Source organism: Pseudomonas sp. SMSB3 (genome assembly GCF_052041965.1).
Taxonomy (GTDB): domain Bacteria; phylum Pseudomonadota; class Gammaproteobacteria; order Pseudomonadales; family Pseudomonadaceae; genus Aquipseudomonas.
Window position 1 is genome coordinate 239,881 of record NZ_JBKGGV010000008.1, and the last position, 20,918, is coordinate 260,798.

Genomic DNA, 20,918 nt, shown 5'->3' on the forward strand with positions numbered 1-20,918 from the left:
ATGAAAAATAGGTATCGCTGGAAAATGTGGCCTACAGCCCTGCGAGCGGCTGTATCAGGTGCCCTTCGAGCATGCCCCAGGGTGATTCGATCGAGGCCGTGACTAACACGTAGGGTTGCTCTGGGTTTTCGACAGGCTGATACCAACCACTCTCATCCAGCGTGCCCGGCCCTCCTAAAGGCAGTGCCCATTGCAGGCCAAACTCCTCCCCCAGGGGCTCGCCGTTGAAGTAGGCCGTCATCTGTAAACCGCCAGCGCCTGGGGTGGCTTCGATCAGCAGTGCAGGTACCACATGCTTGACCAGTACATGCACGGTACGCGTGCAACCGCTGTCGGGTTCACGTACCTCAATCTGATCGAGCACGTACGTCCCTTCGACCTCCGCCTCCCTCGCCCGGTACAGGCAGCGGGTACCATCTGCGCTTGGTTGCAAATGCCCGCTGGCGGGCTGGTCGAGGATGCTCCAGACTGGCGCTGCGCCCAGGCTACCGGCTGCGAAGGTCAGCTCGTCGCCCGGCGCGCAGACGTAGATCAACGGGTTGACCGTCAGGCTCTGCGGCAATACGGTGAGCTGCACCATGCTGCGCTGGGTGCCTTTGCTGGCGATCACCAGCACGCGGGCCTGGCGGCCTTCCAGGGCATGTGCCGGCGGTGCAAGGTATTCACCGCTGCGCGGGTCGATCGACCCGATCGCGCCAGGGTTGCCAGCCACGGATGCCAAGCTCCAGGTTACCCCTGCCGTCGCGGGCTGAACCTCAAAGGTATGTTTGCCGTTGGCCGCCAGGCGCAGACCTTGGTCGGTGATGCGCATGTCCGCGCCGCAGCCCAGATCGCCGAACAAGACCATACCGTGCGGCATTTCGCTATGGCGCATCGCCGGCACGCTACCCTTGGCGGGACTGAAACCGGCCAGCACCTGTTCAGGGATCAACGCACTCAAGTTGTGCGACAAGCCCTCCAGCAGCGAGCGCTTGAGCAGCAGCGCAACGAATGTTTCCAGCTCCTGCTGAAGTTCATCCGGCAACTGACTGGCGACCCCGCCCACCGTGCTTACCTCAGGCTCGTCAGCCCAGGGCCAGAACACCTGGCCCATGAGCAGGCTGTCCTCAGCTTCTTCAGCGAAGGGCTTGAACAGGTTGAAGCGGTGCGACAGCTGGAAAGCGAAATCACCATTGAGCAGTTGCCAACCGCCACCGGTGAGTGGCTTGTAATAGAACGGCACTTTGCATTGCGCCTGCCAGCGCAAATGTGCCTGGTCGGCATCGAACTCGGCACGCAGCGGCACCGTCCCGTGCGAGGCCTCAAGGTTGAAGGCATCGGCCTTGAAGGCATACTTCACGCCGTTGTACTCGATGGCCGGTGACGCCAAGGCGCCCTTGGTCGCGGTGATTTGGCGCAGACCGCCAACGGCATTATTTTGGTACGTAAAACCACCGCCTTGCAGCATGCCCTCAAGGCCGTGGGCAAACGCCGCCCGGTGCAGCAGCTGGCTGGAAAGCGTCATGGAAACCGGCGCCTGCTCGGCCATTTCATCGGGCAACAGAAACGGAATTGCGCCTTTTGGGGGGTACACCACAGGCGTGCCCTTTTCAAAACCCGCGAAGATCATCAGTGCGCCTTGCTGGTCGTCGGCGCTGCGGTGGGTTCGCACGCCCAGCGTGTCAACCTTGAGATAGGGGTTGCGAGTCGCCTGCTCGGCAAACCCCAAAAGCGCGTACTTGCCCTGTTCCTTGTCCAGCCCCTTCAGCACGTTCTTCATGAATGCGCCACCGGCCAGACGCAATTGCATGTCAGTGCCCAGGTCGAGCTCCATGCTGTCGCTCTCGCCCTCTTTGATATCCAGGCTTACGCGCAACGCATCGCTGTCGAAACGCGTCCGCTGACGTAGCTGCAAGCTGTTGAGTGCATCGTGGGCATACAGGCCGAGCACCCCATCATAATCGTCACTGATGACCTGCGTACCGCCCTCCACACTCTGTTGCTGCCGGACCTGCGGCGTATCGTAGTACGCCTCGCCCAGGTCAACGGTTGGCGCGCCAAGATAGTAGCCACGCAGCGTATGGGTCAGCGTGGTATTGCGGATCTTGATCTCGCCATCGACCGAGATACTTCCGCCCTGGCCAAGCTGGGCGACGTGAGCCTGCGCGATCAGTGCATCGACACGCTCGGGAGGCACCGCGACCACCAGGTCAAGTTGGTGTAAGCGTTCGTTGACTTTCATTGCATCGAGCAATGATCCAAGTGAGTTATCCGCCATGGTGTTCGCTCCTCAAGATTCGCTGGCAAGCTGGGTGATCTGCACTGGCCAGGCCGTGGCGCTGCGTGCGGACCTCGCGTTGGCGCGGCTGGCGTCGCTGGCAAGTACCTGGTACGTCGACGTGGCGCTTTCCAGCGGCAATGGCAAGATGATGAAACCTTCCATCCAGCCCCAGGGCTTTTGCTCGACCCGACCCTCGACCACGGCGAAGCGCGCGTCACTGTCGGGGTTGGCTTGGTACACGCCACCGACGAAGTCACCGGGGCCGTTCAGCACTTTCCATTGCACGTTTTCCTGAATCTGGCCATTGACCCTCAGCGCCAGGCGCACCCAGTCCTTGCCCGCCTCGGTGCCGTATTCTTCCAGCGTGATAGGCATCGGCTTCTTTTTCGCCATGCGGGTGATCAGGCAAACACTGCGTGATTCGCCACTGCTGCCATTGCGCACCTGCACTTCATCGATGCTGTAGGCCTTGCCGGTTTGCTCAGGACTCGCCTTGTAGGTGACCTGGGCCCCAGTGGTCGTGAGCAAGCGGCCACCCGGCTTGGTGGTGATGAACGACCATTGCAGTTCACCCACACCCGGGCTTCCACCTTTGAGGGTGACTTCGGCATTGGGCGCGCAGATTTCCACCAGTGGGCTGAGGTCGATGCTGTTTTGCATGATGGTAATCAGCGCCATGCTGCGCTCACCCGAATACTTGTGGGTCGCGATCACCCGTCTACGCAGGAAGCTGCCTTGAAACTCCTCAGCGCCAGGGGCGTGATAAAGACCATCGTCATCGATGCGCTCGACCGAACTGGCAAAGCCCTGCAGGGGCTCGACACTCCACGTCACTTCGGCATCGGCTGGCTCGACGGCAAATCGCTGGGTACCGCCCGCACTGATCACAGGCTCCAGGGGGGTGACCAGAAAACGACCGCTATCGGGCTTGACCTGGCCGAACGCCACGATATCGTTGGGGATGCGTACCTCATCGCTGTGGATGGACTGGCCGAAGGCGAGGCGAATGGTTTCTTTGACCAAGGGCTCGACCACATCGGAAACTGGCAAGTCTTTGGCCAAGGCCTCGCGTAGCGGACCGGCAAACGATTCGTACTGCATGGTGCTGATGGTGTTCAAGACCGTTTGAGCGAGGCCGGCGACCACCAGCGCATACCAGAATTTTTTCTGGTCCTCCATTTCGTTTTGCAAACCGCTACCGTACTGGCGCAGGGTTTCGCTGGCCTGTTCGAATGAAGAAGCGCTGAAGTCCACACTGGCGTCGATACCATTGACGGTGAACCGCTCGAGCTCGAGCACACCACCCGCCCTATCGACGATTCTGTAGTCGATTTCTACGGCGATTGGCGACGCGACCTCATTGACATTCCAGTCTTTGAAATCGGATTTGCTGAACAAACCCTTATCGTCCCAGTAGTCGATCATCTCGACCAATTGGGTGACCATGAAGGCCAGGCGAATTTCCACAGTCTTCCGGTTGCGGATATTGATGCCGAACCCTGAGGCGATTGGCACCATGCCGTTGCCCTCGGTCTCCGCCAACAGGTCGACATAGTAGGTAAAGAAAGGCTCGACTTCTGGATTCGGGTGAGGCTCCTCCCACGTCACCCACCACAGGGGCTTTTCGAGGCTGAATTGTTGGGGTGGCGAATAGTAATGGCCGTGCTGGGCGGTCGCGCTGATGTAGTTACCGTTGCTGTTGGCGTTCAAACGGAAACCCAGGTCGATGAAAACCTTCGACAACCTGCCGATCAGTTGCACCATCAGCAGGCGACCGCTGTCGTACAAGGCAGTCGCAGAAGATCCCTCGCTGCGGTCATCCACGATCAGGTAGCGAAAATCCGAGTTGGCGTCCGGCAAACTGCCGTCACGCCCACCGTGCATACGGATGAACACCAGCAGCGCCCCATCGCCCTCGACGTCGCTACCGATCAGGGGTGTCGGCACATTCTTGGGCCAAGGCTTGGCTTGGGTTCTCAGCCTGAAGGCTTCAGCCTGGATGTGATCGTTGCTGCTCGCCTCGACTTGCCCCAGCGACCATACTCGCTGCTCTGGCGGTAATCGATTGAACAGTTCCTTGAAAAAATTACCGCCCAGTTCACGTTCGTCCTGCTGGTCGGAGAAGGTCAGGCTGAAGTCATCACTCCTGCTCAAGTCAAGCAGGATCGCCCCACTGCCTGAAACGCTACCGGGCACATCCGGCAAGCGCAGGTTCAGCAATAATTGCGGGCCGGTCAGCGGGCCGATTCGGTCTAGCCGTTGCGGATACCAGTGGTCGACATCCTTGCGCAAGTTCACTTGATTGCCGCCGATCACCGCCATGCGCAAGCGCGCCTTGGAGTCGTTCAAATCGGCATTTTCGAACGAGAGCCTCGGCCGATCGAGCGTGAAGTCATGAATGAAAACCTTGGCCGAGGGACCGAGGTTAATATCACCACTCACCGGCTCCAGGTACGCCTGGGTATTGAATCGTTCGATATATTCCTGTGACAGGACGCCGTTGATTTTACTACGGTCCATCGCCACAATACCGTCCCATCCCAATAGACGGCTTCGACTACGCAACCAGTTCAGTAAATTTTCCTGAGTGAGTTCAGACATGACCAACCTCGCCGAGAGCGCAGGGCTCAATTAACTAAGGTAATTTCCACAGGGTTGTAGACTTTAAACGAAACGCCTTGATCGAAGCTGATGCGCACTTGCACACTAAAAGGTTGATAAAGCGGTAATTGCGAAACGAACGGATAGCTTAGATAGGCGTCCACTTTGCCATTGCGAAACTCTTGCTCGGTGATTGCACTGCCTGCCTTGGCCTCGCGCATAAACTCAACTTTATTGCCCAAACCGACGACTTTTATCTCCAGCCAATCCCCCTGCGCCATGAACGGCCATTGCGACAGGGTGAAGTGCGCATTGTTATAATTCAATAATCTGAGCGACAACTTATTGTCGCTGACCTGCGTGCCCTGGATGGGGCTGAAGCGATTCGCGTTGTAATCAGCGATCTTCAGGTCGAAGGCTTCTGAAAACTCGGGCTGCTCACCTGCCAGGGTGACGCTATAGCGCACATCGAGCCGTTTACCTATGTTCGCCGGCACAGCCTCGCGGGGTACCAGGAACACCCGTTCCTGGCCTGCCATCGGTTCGTCCACGACCACGTTTCCAGAACCGGGATGGCCTTCCCAGTGCACCTTGACCTTGCCGCCGCCAAGCTCTGCGGTATCGGGTATACGAACCTGAGCGCCACCTGTGAGCTGAGACGGCTGGACAGTCGCCTGATTGTCCTCGTCTCCGCCTTCTGGCACGGCGTCCTGGATGGTCGGCCATGGCAGGCTGAGCGGGCTGCGCAGCGTCACCGACAGCGGCATCGAGTGCATGGCGGCGCCGGCGTGGCTGAACTGGTAACTCAGGTCGAAGCGTTTGCCAACGTTGGCCTGGTTGGTGATCCACTGAGTATCCAACAGCGCCATGTAGCCGCTGTCTACCGTGCTCAAGTCTGTGCGCAGGGCATGCACCACCGGTAATGAACCGGTGATGTACAGCACAACCTGATCCCCGGTACGCAGGCTTGGGTAGGCGGGGATCTCGATTTTGATACCGTTCGGGTAGGCAACAGGGTTTACCGCATCGCTGGTTTCCCCAGGAATGAGTGGCGGGGCCAGGCGAGGAAGCCCGGACGGTTCGCCTTGCTTGATATGAAAACGCTGGCGGGGAGACGCGGTGGTCTCGCCGTTGGCATAGGTAATGCTGTACTCGAGATCTGCATAGCCATCTACATAAAGGGCGATATCCGAGTAGTCCAACGTCCACTGTAGCGGCCTGCCAAGCTGGGCCTCGTCCATGAGGGTGATTTCCTGGGTGACCGGGCCAAGACTGAAGTCATCGTCAAAATAGCCGGTCCAACTCAACTCCAGCACATCCCCCAAGGCCATGGACTGGTAAGGGGGCGTCACTACCAATGCGCCGGCGCCTTCGACTTCTTCTATATCGATGATCCGATCATGGCACTCCATGACTTGTGCGACGCCCAGTGGCAGCGCACCGCCCATCGGCCGGCTGACATGAAAATGCAGGCGCAGCGACTCTTCACCCGCTGACCCGTCGGCCGTGTCGACATGGTAGGAGAAGAACACATCGCCACCGTCGAGTGCCTGCATATCGGCCTGAGAGATAATGTAAAGGGCGCGCCCTTCATCGTCCGTCTCAAAAATCCTTACGCGGTCAACGATATCCAGCGGCTCTCCACTGGCCATGCGGCTGCGCCAATTAATGTGAGCGAAGTCACCTGGGCTGAAGCCTGGGATGGGCAGATAAGTCTCCAGCCCTTGAGGCCCCACGCTATCGACTTCGACAGACTCCGTGGCCAAGTCCAGGAGCGGTATGAAAGGTACTTCCATCGCCATTTTGCTGATCCTCCAAACCTACAGCGAGGGACGGGATGGAGAAGTTATAGCGAGTACTGCGCATTGGTGTAACTGACAGAAATGCTAGGTGACTGCAGCAATCCACCTCGATAACCTGCGCTTGATCGTTACGCGAATTACAGTACTGAAACAGCATCCACGCGGGGTGACGGTACTGCTTTGAAGCCTTTGAAAGGGGTGAACTTCGTGTCTATCCAACATTCCCTGCATTCCAACGCCACCAGCTTTCTAAGTTTTCTTGAACATGGCGTTGACCCGCGAACCGGGCAATATACGTTGCACATCGCTTTGCCAGATTTACTGGGTAACGACCTGCAAAGTCCAGACTTCAAGCTGCAGCTGAACTTCAACCCTTTGAACGTGGGGGATTCGGGTTACGGCAGCGGCTGGAATCTCAACCTTTCCCAATATACCGGCGATAACCAGGTGTTAAGCCTGCACTCCGGCGAATCTTTCAAACTTGAGGATTCCAACCACCCCAGCGGCCGCCTGGCGGTGCCCGAACAAAAATTGGCCAGTTTCAATGTTTACCCCATGGGCGGGAAAAACCTGCATACCCTGACGGGCCTTCGCGTCATGCACCGCTCAGGCCTGGTAGAAATTCTCAAGCTCAAGGGCAATGTAGCGCTGCCGACAGAGATCTACTCCCCACAGGGCCAAAAGCTGCTGCTCGACTACACAGCATTCGGTACTGACCAATGGCTGCTGGACACAGTGACCGATGGGCTGGGCACGCTGTTGCTGCAAGTGCAGCGGATAGGCGACAGCACCATCGACTTGTTGGTACGCCCTTTCACCGGCGAGGACGGTGAACCCCTGGCACGCTATCAATTGGGTTTGGAAAACCGCCTGGTAACTCGAATTACCCTCCCGGGTGAACATCCTGGGCAATGGCAGATGCGCTATCAGTCGGTGCTGGGGCTGCAGTGCATCAGCGGCGTGCGTTCGCCTGCCGGCGCATGGGAAACGCTCTATTACCTTGACAGCGGTCATCAGTTTCCCGCTGGCAGCGGTCGCCGGCCGCTACCGCGAGTCACCCGCCATACCCTCGAACCCGGCGAAGGGCAGCCGATGCTCGACACCCGCTACGGCTACGAACTCGCCGGCCAGGCTAACAACTTCCTGGGCGCAGGAAGTGGGATCAGCTGGGATGAATCGGGCCTGGACAACCTCTACAAAATTGAAGGCGACTACAAGTACGGCAGCGAAGAAACCCAGTACGTCGACAACCAGCCCGTGCGCTCGGTCGCTCGCACCTTCAACCGCTTCCACTTGCTGACGGAGCAGGTCACCAGCCAAGGTAATGCCGTACTTGAGGAGATCACCACCTACCCGATCACCGACGGGCCGTTCGCCAAGCAGGTCAATGCCTGCCAGCAACCCATTCGCGTGCTTCGCCGCTGGAGACAGCGTGACGGCCTGCGCCCGCCGCGCAGCGAAGAAAGCGTCAACAGCTACTATGGCGACGGCAATGTACGCACGCGACAAGCGCCCAACCAGGTTGTGGAAACCAGCGAGTGGTATGACCCTGCGGGTGAAGACGGCTGCCCTGCCGATCCAGAAGGCTTCAGCCGTCACCTGAAACAGAAAACCACCACGCCGGCGCCGGCCAACGGTGTGATTCTGGCTGCAGCACCTACGCTCATCGAGCGTTATCGCTACACCACCCTGCCGCGCCTGGACGACTCCAGCCATGATCAGAACGACCCGGACCAGGACTGGAAGCACCAGCCCTGGCACGTACTACGCAGCGAGGCCTTGATCGAAAAGGGCAATGAAGAGAAGACCGTACGTTACACCCGTATCAATCACATCAACTCGAAAACCGACGCCTTCCTGCATGGCCGCCGCTACTTGCAGGTGCAGACCCTCAACGGGCTGGAAACCGCCACGGAGTATTACCACGCGAAAGTTCCGGGCAGCGGCATCGACCGGGAAGTGCTGCAGACCCGGCAGGTAGTGATTGGCTACGATGGCAGCGAGCGCAGCACCGTGGCTGAACAATCGATGCTCAATGGCCAGCTCGTCAGCCAGACCGATGAGCATGGGGTGTACACCCGCACTGAGTACGACGCGTTGGCGCGGGTCATCCGCTCCACCGTTGCTCCCGGCACGGAATTCGAAGCGTCCAGGGCTTACCAGTATGCCTTCTACACGCCCAAGAACGACGACGAGCAAGCCAAGCCCGCCAGCCAGACCGTCATCAGCGCGCGCGGCGTGAAGACGCTGACGGTACTCGACGGCCTGGCCAGGGTGGTCGAAGAACGGCGCGACCACATTCACACGCAAGACCCGCAGCGCATGGAGCGGATCAGTGCCGTGCAATTCAATGCGCTCGGCCAGCAACAGCAACAGACCGACGTGGACTGGATGGGCCAGCGCGGCACGCTGGCGGTGACCCAGACCCTGGAGTACGACGAATGGGGCCAACAGCAATGCCTCATTGGCCCGGACGGTGTACGGCACTACAGCCAGACCGACCCGCTGGGCAACAGCGAGCACCGCACAGGCCCGGTGCTCAATGAGTGGAGTGAAGTTGGCAACGGCAGCGCCAAGCTCATCAGCGGGGCCACGCAAACCTGGCTCAACCCGTTCGAAAAACCAGATCAGGTGCACCGTCTGGATGCCAATGGCGTGCGCCTGGCCAGCCGCGCCTATGCCTACGATGGGCTCGGCAGAGCGTTGCGCGAAACGGACGAACGCAACCTGCGAACCGAGTTCACGTACGACTGTTTCGGCAGAATGCTGAGCACTACGCTGCCAGACAAGACGCGCGTGCAACGCGACTATGCAACGCACACCGATGCCGAATTGCCTACCCTGGTTTTCGTTACGCCCGGCAACACCTCGCTGGCCAGCCATCAGTTGGGCAGCCGTTACTACGACGGCCTCGATCGCCTGATCATTGCCAGTAGCGGGCCGCGGGTCGAGCACTTCGAATACCAGGACGGCGAATCGCAACCGCGGCGGCGCATCACCGCTGCTGGCAAGACCATTGCCTATGACTATGACTTTGCGCTGACCACCGAACCCAAGCACAGTCTGGCCGAGGACAGCGAAGCCAACTTCGCCTTCAACAAAGTCAGTGCCCGAATCACCGGTGCCAATACCAGCGGGAGCGGTCGAGGCTACGATTACAACCCGGCCAACCAATTGGTCGCCCAACACTGGGACGACGCTACCGGACGCAACAGCCACAGCCGCACCTACCAGAGTTCGGTGCACGATCGCCTGCTTGGCACGCTCGACGACAAAGGCGGGTCCACGGTCGTGGAATACGACGGCTTTGGCCGCCAGGCCTCCACGACTCAAGGCCAACTGTCGGCCGGGTTCGTGTATGACCGGCTTGGCCGGCATTATCTGACCGCCACACGCGACGGCCAGGGAAACAGCCTTGAAACGGAGATCGGTTACGACGATCAAGACCGCGAGATCACACGCACTTGGCGCCAGGCTGGCCAGGCCGAGCGAACGCTGACACTGCAATGGCTCACCGAAGACTTGTTGGAGTGGCGTGAACTGCGCCAAGGCAGCACCACCTTGCTCAAGGAAACCTTCAAGTACGACACCAACAACCGCCTCACCGAATACAAGTGCACGGGCAGCCAACTGCCCCGCGATGAGCTGGGGCGCACGCTCAAGCAGCAGACTTTTTCGTTCGATGCCTACGACAACATCAGCATCACGGTCACCCAGTTCGCCGATGGATCCAGAACAGAGCGTGCCCAATACCAGTATGCCTATGATGATCCCTGCCAATTGCGCAGCATCAAATACACCCCTGCGCGATCGACCGGCAACCCACAATTCACGTATGACGCCAACGGTAACTTAACCCGCGACGCACAGGGCCGCACGCTGCGCTACGACAGCCACAACCGCCTGCTGGGCGTGGCGCAGCATCAGTATCGCTACGATGGCCATGGCCACCTGCAAGCCCGCGAAGACGCCGCCGGTGAACGCGCCAACCTGTACTTCGAAGGCGACCGCCTGAGCCTGGCGGTGCACGGTGGCGTGTACCAGCATTACTGCTACAAGGATGAGCAGCCGCTCAGCCAGCAGCGCGACGACGGCAGTGTGCCGGTGCTGCTGCAGACCACCGCCAGCCACAGCATCGTCGCCGAAAGCCTGGGCAGCACCCGCCGCGACGTGGTGTACACCGCCTACGGCGCCCACGCGAGCGACAACCCTCCAGGCAGTGGTCTAGGTTACAACGGCGAAGCCCTTGACCCGGCCACGGGCTGGTATCTGCTGGGCAACGGATACCGCGCCTATGACCCCACGCTGATGCGTTTCCTTAGCCCCGATACTCAGCACCAGAGCCCATTTGGTGAAGCCGGGCTGAACTACTACAGCTACGTCCGCGGTAACCCCATCAGTTTCCGCGACCCGACGGGTGAAGCCGCCATTGGCTGGAGCGGACGCCAGAGCAGTCGCTACGACAACGAGATTTCCCCCGGCGGAGGAGGCGGATCCGGCAGCAAGGTCATGGGTTGGGTGTTCGTGGGCCTGGCGGTGCTGGGCGTGATCGTTGCCGGGGTGTTCGCTGGCTCAGCCCTCGCCGGGGTCAAGGGTGCAGTGGCTGGCGCTGCGGCAGGCACCGTGACTGCCACCGCTGCCGCTGCGGTGGTTGGCGAGGCAGTGGCGGCGACCATTGCACTGTCACTCACCGTGGCGTCGACAGTATCCCAGATCGTCAATACGGTGAATCCGCAAAATGAGACGGCGGGTCAACTTGCCATGTACCTCGGGATTGCTGCCACGGCTGTCGGGCTTTTCAGTGGGGGGTTGAAGTTCCGAGGCAAGATTGCCAAGCGGTTTAACCGAAGCTCGGTTGGCAAGGCAGTTAAAGGATTAGCTGGCCCATCCTCCCGCAAGCCCTCAACCACAAGTCTCACGTCAACGATATCGGGTGGAATTGAACCGCCTCAAGGAACAATAACAAGGGATCTTTCGCCAACGGTATTCAGAAAGAACCCTCCCCCGCCTAATCCCTGGCCGGTCATGAGACGTGTCACGGCTTACCTTGATAAAAACGCTCCAGGATGGGAAGCAAAGTCAAACACTCACATTCGCTGGTAAGCTACGGAGATCGGTAGTCATGAAACAACTGTCGTCTACTCAAAACGAAGCCCAAGCCGCTAACCTGGCCCAACGCCGGGCTCGCAAACCGCATATGCAGGTATTGCCAGATGCCGCGGAAAACCTGTTGGACAAACCCGAAGTGCTCGGTATTGCCGACCCGGTAGATGGCACATTGCTGCGCGATACGCTGCATGAACCGCTACAGGTCGATATTCCAGTATTTCGCCACCTCCCAGAAGAGGGAGATTACGTGGACATATGGGTGCAACTTTCCAGCGAGGGTGACATTGAAGAAAACTATCATGACATCAGTGCCGGCATGACATTCGCGGGCCCGATGGAAAGCGGCGACTTTCCCTTACAAATTACGGCTGATAATAAGAAGCTCCCTGCTAATGGCAACGTTTGGCTGCGTTATCGCATGCGCAATGCCGTTGGCCAGCCCGAAGAGTCTGTATCTGTTCCCTTGATATGTGACAGCACACCACCGTGGGGACTTGACATCCAACCCGCTGCTCCGCTGTTGCCCGCGACTCCGATAGATGATGCCTACCTCGCCACGCATGGCGACCTGCTCGGCACATTGCCAGCTTTTAACGATCAGGAACCCGGTAAAGACCTTTACAAGATTTATTACTTCAACCATTGGCCAGATGAACACGACGACTACACCACCCCCGCCCATGAAGGCCCACTCAATGCGAACCGCGATATCTTACTGCCAAAAGACCTGATCGAAACGCATTCGGATGGGCAGTACTACGTGGTTTATTACCTGTTCGACAAGGCTGGGAATAAAAGCCGACTGTCATTGGCCTCTACCATCCATGTGACCCTCGGCGCGCTGCCAGAGAACTTGCAAGACCCCGAGGTACCGCTGGCACGCGGGGACAATCTGCTCGACCTGGAAGATGCAATCCAGGGGATTACCGTTGAAATCCCTTATTACGACAACGCTCGCGCTACCGACCACCTACAGGTGACATGGGGTGGAACGACACTGATTAGCGAACCTGTTGGCGGTAAGCAATTTCCCATTTCCATCATCGTGCCCAAACACGTATTGCGGTTGGAATACGGCAACTTCACCGGGCTCAAGGACACCCTTGTCAGCTATCAGGTGTTGCGTGGCGATGTCCCCTTTGGCCCCAAGTCGATCAACGTGGGTGTAGACTTCAGTGTCATCGGCCCAGTCCGCCCGGACCCGGACCCGGATTGGCCTGACCCTATCAATGCCGAGTTGCTGGCCCCAGATGTCACGGGCGGGAGTGGCAATAACCCAATCAACATATTGAGACGCGATGATGGAAATCTTGACGCAACTTTCACCTTCCCACGCTATGCAAACGCCGCAGACGGCCAGGTCGTGGATTTTTACTGGAATGGTGAATTGGCCGAGGACGTCCGCTATACAGTGAATCTTTCGGACCTAGACCCCATTACTGTTACGCTCCCATGGAAGTATATCGAAGCCGCGGGTAACCACCCTCAGCTGCCGTTTTATTACACCATCCGTGCTTCAGTAGATGCCACTAACGTTCAACAATCAGTGGTGCAGTTTGTCGATGCAGATGCCGTTACCAAAATACTGCCACTCCCTGCCTATGAGGGTATCAACAGCAGTAACTGGTTAGTGTGCGCTTCGCTGCGAGAGGCCGGTAAAGCGCTTGCGTTGCGTGTGACTATTCCCGATCTTACCGACGAAACCCATCCGGGCAGCCAAGTGAGAGTGTATTGGGACCCCTATATTGGTAGCTCAGACTCCAATGGTTCAGACCCTGTGCCGGGCGCCAGGGCCGAGTGGACTATTGATATCGACGCCAACAATATCAAAGGCTTTACTCACAGGATCGAGCCCTACGATGAGCGCCTGCTGCCTATCTATGATTGGCCCAACAGTACCCGTGCACGTGCACGGGTGCGTTATGAAATAGTCGGCGGGCCCAGCTCAGAATGGGCGGTACAAAGAATCAGTCTTGGTGAGGGCAACGACAGCTGCGTCGTGAGCTGAGCGCAACCAGGGAGGAGATCAGTGACATCGATTGGGCCTCGATGTCACTGATCAGATGTTGAATTTTTACCATTATTTGTAGGGCGTTTCCTACATAAGTAGAGAATTTTCCAGACTACCGTGTGCGAAGGATCGCCATTGAATGGAGATCGATTCGAGGTATTACTTCACCGAGGAGACGGTCGTGACTATTTTCTACCCAGCAGAATTGAAAGCTGCGTTATCCCTGTGCGCCCTGGTTCCAGCCAGTTTGCTGCTGGCAACATCAGCCCTCGCCCAGACCAATGTGACCAAAGATACCGTTATTGGCGCAGGCAGCCCCGTTGATAATTACCGAGTCTTGAATGGCGCGAACTTGACGGCGAGCAATGTCAAGTTGTTGTATTTGGATGTCGACAGGGGCTCTTCCGCGACGCTCGAGAATGTACAGATACTGCCAGGCATCAGCAGCGCGGTGGGTATCGGTCTGCAACAGGCTGCGATCACTGTGCGCAACACCACTGTAAGCACCAGCGGCCGCGCTTTCATCGCCGCGGGTGGCAGCCAGGCCACGATGAGTGACAGCGTGATCGAGGGCGGAACTATAGGCGCGCAAGTCAACAGCAGTGTGGTGGAACTGCAGCGCACGACGCTGAACGGGACCGACAGTGGCAGCCGCGGCGCAGAGATGTTGAACGGCACCCTGGTCGCGACTGAGAAAAGCGTGATCAGCGGCGGCACCAGCGGCATTCGGGTCTCCGACCTCGCAACGCCTGGTGCGTCCCGCCTGGTGCTGGACGATAGCCTGGTCGAAGGCCGCGATGGCGCAGCGATCGTTGTCGGCCGCGGTAATGGTCGGCTGGCTTCGGCGGACATCCAGGTGCAGAACGGCGCCCTGCTGCGGGGCAGCAACGGAGTATTGCTGGAGGTTGCCGATGGGGCCGATGCTCGGCTGCTGGTCAGCGGCAGCAACACCCGGCTGGACGGCGATGTCGTTGTCAACGGTAATGGCAGTGCTGCAGTTACGCTGGAACAGGCGGCAACCTTTACCGGGGAATTGCGCAACGTCGAGCAGGTTGCGATCAATAGCGATGCTCAGTGGAACCTGATCGGCGATACCCAGGCCAGCAATGTGAGCCTGAACGGCGGCAACATTCGATTAGGCGAAGCGGGCAGCTTCTACACGCTGTCGATGGCCAATCTTTCCGGCAACGGCAACTTCCTCATGCAGGCCAACTTCGACGATGACCAGGCTGACTTCCTGGAAATCACCGGGCAGGCCACCGGCGAGCACACGCTCAGCATCACGGCCACGGGTACCGACCCCAAGGGCGACAGCAGGTTGCACATGGTGCACGCCGCCAGCGGCGATGCCAGCTTCAGCCTGGCGGGCGGCCCGGTTGACCTGGGCGCCTATTCCTACGACCTGGTGCGCGAGGATGCCAATGATTGGTATCTGGACCTGACCAAGCGCGTGGTCAGCCCAGGCGCAGGCACGGTGCTGGCGTTGTTCAACAGCGCGCCGACCGTGTGGTACGGCGAGCTCGGCATCCTGCGTAGCCGCATGGGCGAGGTACGCCGTGAGAGTGCCAGTTCCGGCGCCTGGGTACGCACCTTCGGCAATAAGTACAATGTATCGGCGGCGGGCGACGTGACTTACCAGCAAGTCCAGCAAGGAGTATCCGTGGGCATCGACTGGCCTGTCGCTGACAGTGGCTGGCTGGCGGGTGTGATGGCGGGCTACAGCCATTCGGACGTTGATCTCAAACAGGGTGCTTCGGCAGATATCGACAGCTACCACGTCGGCGCCTATACCACCTGGACGGATCCGCGCAGCGGCTACTACTTCGACGCTATCGCCCGTGTCAACCGCTATCAGAACAGCGCTGACGTGCGCTTGAGCGACGGCAGCAAGACCAAAGGCAACTATGAAAACCATGGCGTCGGCGTTGCCGTCGAGGCGGGCCGTCACCTGCGGCTCGAAGACGATTACTTCCTCGAACCCTTCGCCCAACTGTCGGCGCTGGTGATCGAAGGCAAAGACTACCAGCTGGACAACGGCATGCAGGCGCAAGGCGGCACCACCCGCTCACTGCAAGCCAAGCTGGGTTCTACGCTCGGCCGCACCTTCAAAGCGAGCAATGGACGCACGGTGCAACCCTACCTGCGGGCCGCGGTGGTACACGAATTTGCCGACAATAACCTGGTCAAGGTCAATGACAACCGCTTCAACAATGACTTGTCCGGTACCCGCGGCGAAGTTGGGGGTGGGGTTACGCTTGGCTGGGCGGACAAATGGCAGGGCCACGCCGAAGTTGAATACAGCCATGGCCGAAAACTGGAACAGCCTTGGGGCGTGAATCTCGGGGTTCGTTATAACTGGTAATCACTCAGGGGGGCCGGCCACGGCCCCTTCTCATTGGAGGAGCACAATGTCCATTGTGAAGCTGCGAACCGTTCGGAAAGTGGATTTCGCCGCCACTTACCTCCCCCCCAGCATTCCTGCCCTGTTGCCGGACATTGCTGACGGGGAACTCAATCTGCTGCCCTTCAAGGCAACCTTCACCCCTCTGCGTGTCGAGTTCCCGATGTGGCGCCATTCCGACCCTTCGCCTGAAGAGCCGGAGACGCTCGTACTGTTCATCAATGAGAGGCCCGTCGCCAAACGCCAATGGACGGCGCCAGTGAAAGACGTGGAATTGTTCATCGATGTCGAGGCGCGCTTTCTGATCGAAGGCCATCACGACATCCATTACCAGGTAACGGTGCACTACGGCGAGACGGTGCCTTCAGAAAAACTGCGGATCATCATCGATAAAACCCCACCCTATCTGGGTGAAAACGATGATCTTGTCTACCCTCCGGAAGTGATACGCAACGGGGTGACCGAGCGCTATCTGGAAGCCAACGGCGACCAGTTACTCGGCCAAGTACCCAAATACACCGGCGCGGCGGTGGGCGACAAGGTGCGCTGGTACTGGAGCGCCAGCCCAGTGGGCAAAGAACTGGTAGGCATTCGCGAGCTGACCAAGGCAGACCTCGATACGCCGCTGACGCTGGCGATCCCTGGCGATTTCATCCGCCAATCCAAGGACGGACCGCGCTTCGCCCGCTACGAAGTGCAGGACCGTGCCGGTACCGCGATTCAGCGTTCATTGGCCGTTGGCATCGGTGCGGCGGTGCTACCCGCTCCCCGCAACCTGCCTCCGATCAAAGTCGTGCAAGCTATCGGTACGGCGTTTTTCAGCACGCTCAAGCCGCGCGACGCGCTAAACGGCGCCACGCTGGAGATACCCAGTGATGCCGTGCTGGAAGACGACGACCTGATCACGGTGTTCTGGGGCGAGCCGGGCACGGTCGGCGCCTACAGCAGCGACGTTCCCATCACACCCGGTGGGCGCCGCTTCCAGGTGCCGAAGGCCAACATCGCCCCGCACATGGGCAAGGCGATAGAGGTTAGATATCAGGTCAAGACCCGCGCCGATGAGCTGTTCGACTCGCAAATCCATCGCCTGCAGGTGGAATGGCTGACCGGCTTGCCCGTGGTGCAATGCGACAAGATCACCGATCACCTCCTGGTGCTGAGTACCATGGGTGACCGAGCAAACTTTTCCCTGCCAACCTGGCAACACATGGCCACATCACAGTTCGTCACGGTTTGGCTCGAGGGGGTCAAGCGTGGTGCACCCAGGGAGAAGGTGACGCTGCCGCTGATTAGCGAAGCGCCGGTGCCAGGCGAAAATAGCGCCATGCCGGTGGGTTCATTGACCAAAGCGCAATTGCAGCAGCTTGAGTCTGGGTATCAATTCCAGGTGAAGGTCAGAGTGAGTTTTGACGATAAACAGAGCTGGCTGACATTCCCACACACCTCCGCAACGCTGGTAGACATTCCTGGATAGACCGCGACGGACGAAATGCAGAAACGAAAAAAGACGCCTAAGCGTCTTTTTTCGTGTGCCTGCCCCTCAGGTTGAAGGGGCAGTCTACTGTTTGGAGCGGGAAACGAGACTCGAACTCGCGACCCCGACCTTGGCAAGGTCGTGCTCTACCAACTGAGCTATTCCCGCAATGTGAAGCTTTACCGCTAATCGGCGTGAAGCGCCTTTACGACCCTCACCACCACTGCACCGTGCGAACGCCACAGTATTTAAACTGGAGCGGGAAACGAGACTCGAACTCGCGACCCCGACCTTGGCAAGGTCGTGCTCTACCAACTGAGCTATTCCCGCATTTGGCGTCCCCTAGGGGACTCGAACCCCTGTTACCGCCGTGAAAGGGCGGTGTCCTAGGCCACTAGACGAAGGGGACACACTACACTTTTCAGTGCACCAGGACCTGAACCTCACGATTCAGACTGGATTTCTATTTCCTGCCCCGCCGTCAAGCGTTGCCGGAGAATTTGGAGCGGGAAACGAGACTCGAACTCGCGACCCCGACCTTGGCAAGGTCGTGCTCTACCAACTGAGCTATTCCCGCATAATGGCGTCCCCTAGGGGACTCGAACCCCTGTTACCGCCGTGAAAGGGCGGTGTCCTAGGCCACTAGACGAAGGGGACACACTGCTGGCATCGCTGCCTGCTTTCACTGCCTGCCGCGTTTCGCTGTGTGCTTTACGCTGCAAGTGGCGCGCATTCTATGTATGCCAGGAAGGGCCGTCAACCCTTTTGTAGAAATTTATTTAAATCAATGACTTCGCGCCTTATTGGGCCCACAGATGAAACGCGCCGAGTGAATGGCGTTGATTTTCTGGCGCCACCTCGGGCAAGCTCACTATCAATATGCCAGCATCATGTCTCGATGCGGATTGCCGATAGCAAAACAGATGCACCCAACCGGGCCTCATGTTGGCAAGCTGGCTCCTACACTCAATAAGTACACCCTTTCATGAGGCGTTAACGGTGACCCCACTTCTGATCACATTGCTCATCGTGGCCGGGATCGCATTGCTGATCGTGATCGGCTACCTCAATAACGTGGTCGAGAACGGCAAGCTCGAACGCGCGCGCTTGAAAATCGAGCTGGCCGAACGGGTGCGGCGGTGTGGGGAGATCAGCGAATCCTTCCCCGGCCAGTTCATGACCCCGGCCTTGAAACTGCTGCTGGCACGACTGGAACTCAACCTCGAGCAGCGGCGCCTGGCACTGGATAAGCACAATGCCGAGCTCAAGGGCCGTATCGCCGAACTGGTGGAACTGGTCGCCCAGGGCTCTGGTATCGCGCTGAACAATCCGCCCTGCCCGATCCAGACCGAAGCCAAGGCCAAGGATGTGCGTTTTCTGCTCGAGGCGCTGCATACCCTGGTGGTCAAGGCGACTCAGGAAAACGTCATACCGACTGCCGAGGGCAAGCAATGGGTCAAGGAGATCCGCCACATCCTGGTGCTCTTGCACATCGAGTTCTTCAACAATCTGGGCCAGCAGGCCCTGCAGCAAGAGCAGCCGGGGCAGGCGCGTCTGGCCTTCGAGCGCGGCGTGCAATACCTGCGCAAGCAGCCGGAGCCGAAGCTTTATGAAGAGCAGCTGACCTACCTGGAAAAACTGCTGAACCGGGCCAATGCCCAGGTGATGGATCGAATGGAGCCGGCGCAGGACGAACAGAACGAATTGACCGAGGGGCTCAAGACCGACGAAGACGAAACCTGGAAAAAGCGCGTTATCTACGATTGATACCAGGCCGGTTCTGGCCCTGTGCAAAGCGGTCTTGCCGAGTGCTTGCACAGGCGCCAATGAAGACGACAGTGATCAGCAGTCGCTCAGCTCAAGGAAAATCGCCGCCAGACGCTCCAGCCCGGCTTGATCGGCCTCGCTGAAGCGCGCAAGCTTCGGGCTGTCGAGGTCCAGCACGCCAATCAGGCGCCCCTCCTTCACCAACGGGATCACCAGCTCGCTGTTCGACGCACTGTCGCAGGCAATATGCCCGGGAAACGCATGTACATCCTCGACCCGCTGGGTTTGCCGGGTCGCTGCAGCTGCCCCGCACACGCCTTTGCTGAAGGCGATCCGTACACAGGCAACCTGGCCTTGAAACGGGCCGAGCACCAGCTGTTCATCGCGATTGAGGTAGAACCCCGCCCAGTTGAGGTCTTCGACCTGGTGGTAGAGAAACGCCGAAAACTGCGCGGCATTGGCGATGAAATCGCGCTCGTCGCTGAACAGCGCCTGCACTTGCGCCGCCAGCAGGTCGTAGCCGTCGAGGCCAGTGCCACTGGCATTGAGGTCGATCATTTACTTTTGCTCCAGCAATTGCAGCCCGACCCAATAGCGGGCGAACTGATAGGCACAACGGCCATTACGGTTGCCGCGCCCAGTTGCCCAGCGCACGGCGAGAATGTCCAACGCTTCGTCACGCTGCCAGCACAGACCGGCGGCGCTCGCCAGTTGACCGATCCAGTGTTCGACCACGTCGAGGAAGTGTTCCTGGCTAAACGGATAGAACGACAGCCACAAGCCAAATCGGTCAGATAACGCGATCTTGTCCTCCACCGCCTCATTCGGGTGCAGTTCGCCGTCGACCATCTTCCAGTTTTCGTTGTCGCTCTGCTTTTCCGGCACCAGGTGACGACGGTTGGACGTGGCGTACAGCAGCACGTTGTCCGGGGCCTGCTCCAGCGAGCCATCGAGCACGCTCTTGAGCACCCGGTAGTCGCCCTCCCCGGCTTCGAATGAAAGGTCATCGCAGAACAAGATGAAGCGTTGCGGCAATTTTTGCAGCTGCTCGACCACGCGCGGTAGATCGGCCAGGTGGTCGCGCTCGATTTCGATCAGGCGCAACCCGGTGCTGGCGTGCTCGGCCAGCAGGGCACGCACCAGCGAAGACTTGCCGGTGCCACGCGAGCCCCAGAGCAACGCATGGTTGGCCGGCATGCCGTTGATGAACTGGTGTGTATTGCGGCCCAGTTGCTCGCGCTGCTGATCGACGCCGATCAGGTCGCTCAAACGGATATCCAGGCTCACCTGCAGCGGCATCAGGTAGCCACTGCGGCCATCACGCTGCCAGCGGGCAGCCAGGCTGGTATCCCAGTCGATTGCCGGGCGTGCGGCAGGCAGCAGAGGCTCCAAGCGCGCCAAAACCGATTCGGCGCGGTCGAGGAAAGTGTTCAAACGGGCGTCCATGACGACTCCTACGGATTCAGGTATAGGCTGAATGTGTGACAAGGCCA

10 protein-coding genes and 5 tRNA genes are annotated in these 20,918 nt (G+C 59.1%); 5 read left to right on the forward strand and 10 right to left on the reverse strand.

The genetic code is table 11. The features are described 5' to 3' along the window. Window positions 1-31: 31 nt before the first annotated feature. The 3 genes from ACLEJW_RS15345 to ACLEJW_RS15355 all read right to left on the reverse strand — a co-directional run bounded on the left by ACLEJW_RS15345 (window position 32) and on the right by ACLEJW_RS15355 (window position 6,663). Entirely contained in the window at window positions 32-2,257 is a 2,226-nt protein-coding gene (locus tag ACLEJW_RS15345; protein ID WP_440777845.1) for a hypothetical protein, read from the reverse strand. A 12-nt stretch (window positions 2,258-2,269) separates the two neighbouring features. After that, complete coding sequence (locus tag ACLEJW_RS15350) at window positions 2,270-4,780, reverse strand: hypothetical protein (RefSeq protein WP_313298192.1); 2,511 nt, start codon at window positions 4,778-4,780, stop codon at window positions 2,270-2,272. A gap of 107 nt (window positions 4,781-4,887) precedes the next feature. Next, entirely contained in the window at window positions 4,888-6,663 is a 1,776-nt protein-coding gene (locus ACLEJW_RS15355; protein ID WP_313298190.1) for a hypothetical protein, read from the reverse strand. Window positions 6,664-6,870: 207 nt separating this feature from the next. Here ACLEJW_RS15355 and ACLEJW_RS15360 point away from each other — a divergent pair, with 207 nt between their 5' ends. The 4 genes from ACLEJW_RS15360 to ACLEJW_RS15375 all read left to right on the forward strand — a co-directional run bounded on the left by ACLEJW_RS15360 (window position 6,871) and on the right by ACLEJW_RS15375 (window position 17,658). Continuing rightward, the gene (locus ACLEJW_RS15360) at window positions 6,871-11,766 is read left to right on the forward strand and encodes an RHS repeat-associated core domain-containing protein (protein ID WP_313298188.1); all 4,896 of its coding nucleotides are present in this window, start codon (window positions 6,871-6,873) and stop codon (window positions 11,764-11,766) included. 19 nt (window positions 11,767-11,785) lie between these two features. Further along, the gene (locus ACLEJW_RS15365) at window positions 11,786-13,780 is read left to right on the forward strand and encodes a hypothetical protein (protein ID WP_440777846.1); all 1,995 of its coding nucleotides are present in this window, start codon (window positions 11,786-11,788) and stop codon (window positions 13,778-13,780) included. Window positions 13,781-14,135: 355 nt separating this feature from the next. Further along, window positions 14,136-16,145, forward strand: a complete 2,010-nt coding sequence (locus ACLEJW_RS15370) for an autotransporter outer membrane beta-barrel domain-containing protein (protein WP_313298182.1) — start codon at window positions 14,136-14,138, stop codon at window positions 16,143-16,145. A gap of 46 nt (window positions 16,146-16,191) precedes the next feature. Then, the gene (locus ACLEJW_RS15375; RefSeq protein ID WP_313459810.1) at window positions 16,192-17,658 is read left to right on the forward strand and encodes a hypothetical protein; all 1,467 of its coding nucleotides are present in this window, start codon (window positions 16,192-16,194) and stop codon (window positions 17,656-17,658) included. Between the two features lie 92 nt (window positions 17,659-17,750). Here the strand turns inward: ACLEJW_RS15375 and ACLEJW_RS15380 are convergent. The 5 genes from ACLEJW_RS15380 to ACLEJW_RS15400 all read right to left on the reverse strand — a co-directional run bounded on the left by ACLEJW_RS15380 (window position 17,751) and on the right by ACLEJW_RS15400 (window position 18,315). Next, window positions 17,751-17,826, reverse strand: a tRNA-Gly gene (locus ACLEJW_RS15380). 86 nt (window positions 17,827-17,912) lie between these two features. Further along, window positions 17,913-17,988 (reverse strand) — tRNA-Gly (locus ACLEJW_RS15385). Between the two features lie 3 nt (window positions 17,989-17,991). Then, window positions 17,992-18,067 (reverse strand) — tRNA-Glu (locus ACLEJW_RS15390). Window positions 18,068-18,159: 92 nt separating this feature from the next. Then, window positions 18,160-18,235 (reverse strand) — tRNA-Gly (locus ACLEJW_RS15395). Window positions 18,236-18,239: 4 nt separating this feature from the next. Next, a tRNA-Glu gene (locus ACLEJW_RS15400) sits at window positions 18,240-18,315 on the reverse strand. 342 nt (window positions 18,316-18,657) lie between these two features. Between ACLEJW_RS15400 and ACLEJW_RS15405 the strand changes: the two genes are divergently transcribed. Then, on the forward strand, window positions 18,658-19,425 hold the full coding sequence (locus ACLEJW_RS15405) for a hypothetical protein (protein WP_145193062.1): 768 nt from the start codon (window positions 18,658-18,660) through the stop codon (window positions 19,423-19,425). A 75-nt stretch (window positions 19,426-19,500) separates the two neighbouring features. On the opposite strand, the gene ACLEJW_RS15410 is transcribed toward ACLEJW_RS15405, so the two are convergent. Next, on the reverse strand, window positions 19,501-19,983 hold the full coding sequence (locus ACLEJW_RS15410) for a GAF domain-containing protein (protein ID WP_313302750.1): 483 nt from the start codon (window positions 19,981-19,983) through the stop codon (window positions 19,501-19,503). Continuing rightward, entirely contained in the window at window positions 19,984-20,871 is an 888-nt protein-coding gene (locus tag ACLEJW_RS15415) for an ATP-binding protein (protein ID WP_313458889.1), read from the reverse strand. Window positions 20,872-20,918: the final 47 nt, after the last annotated feature.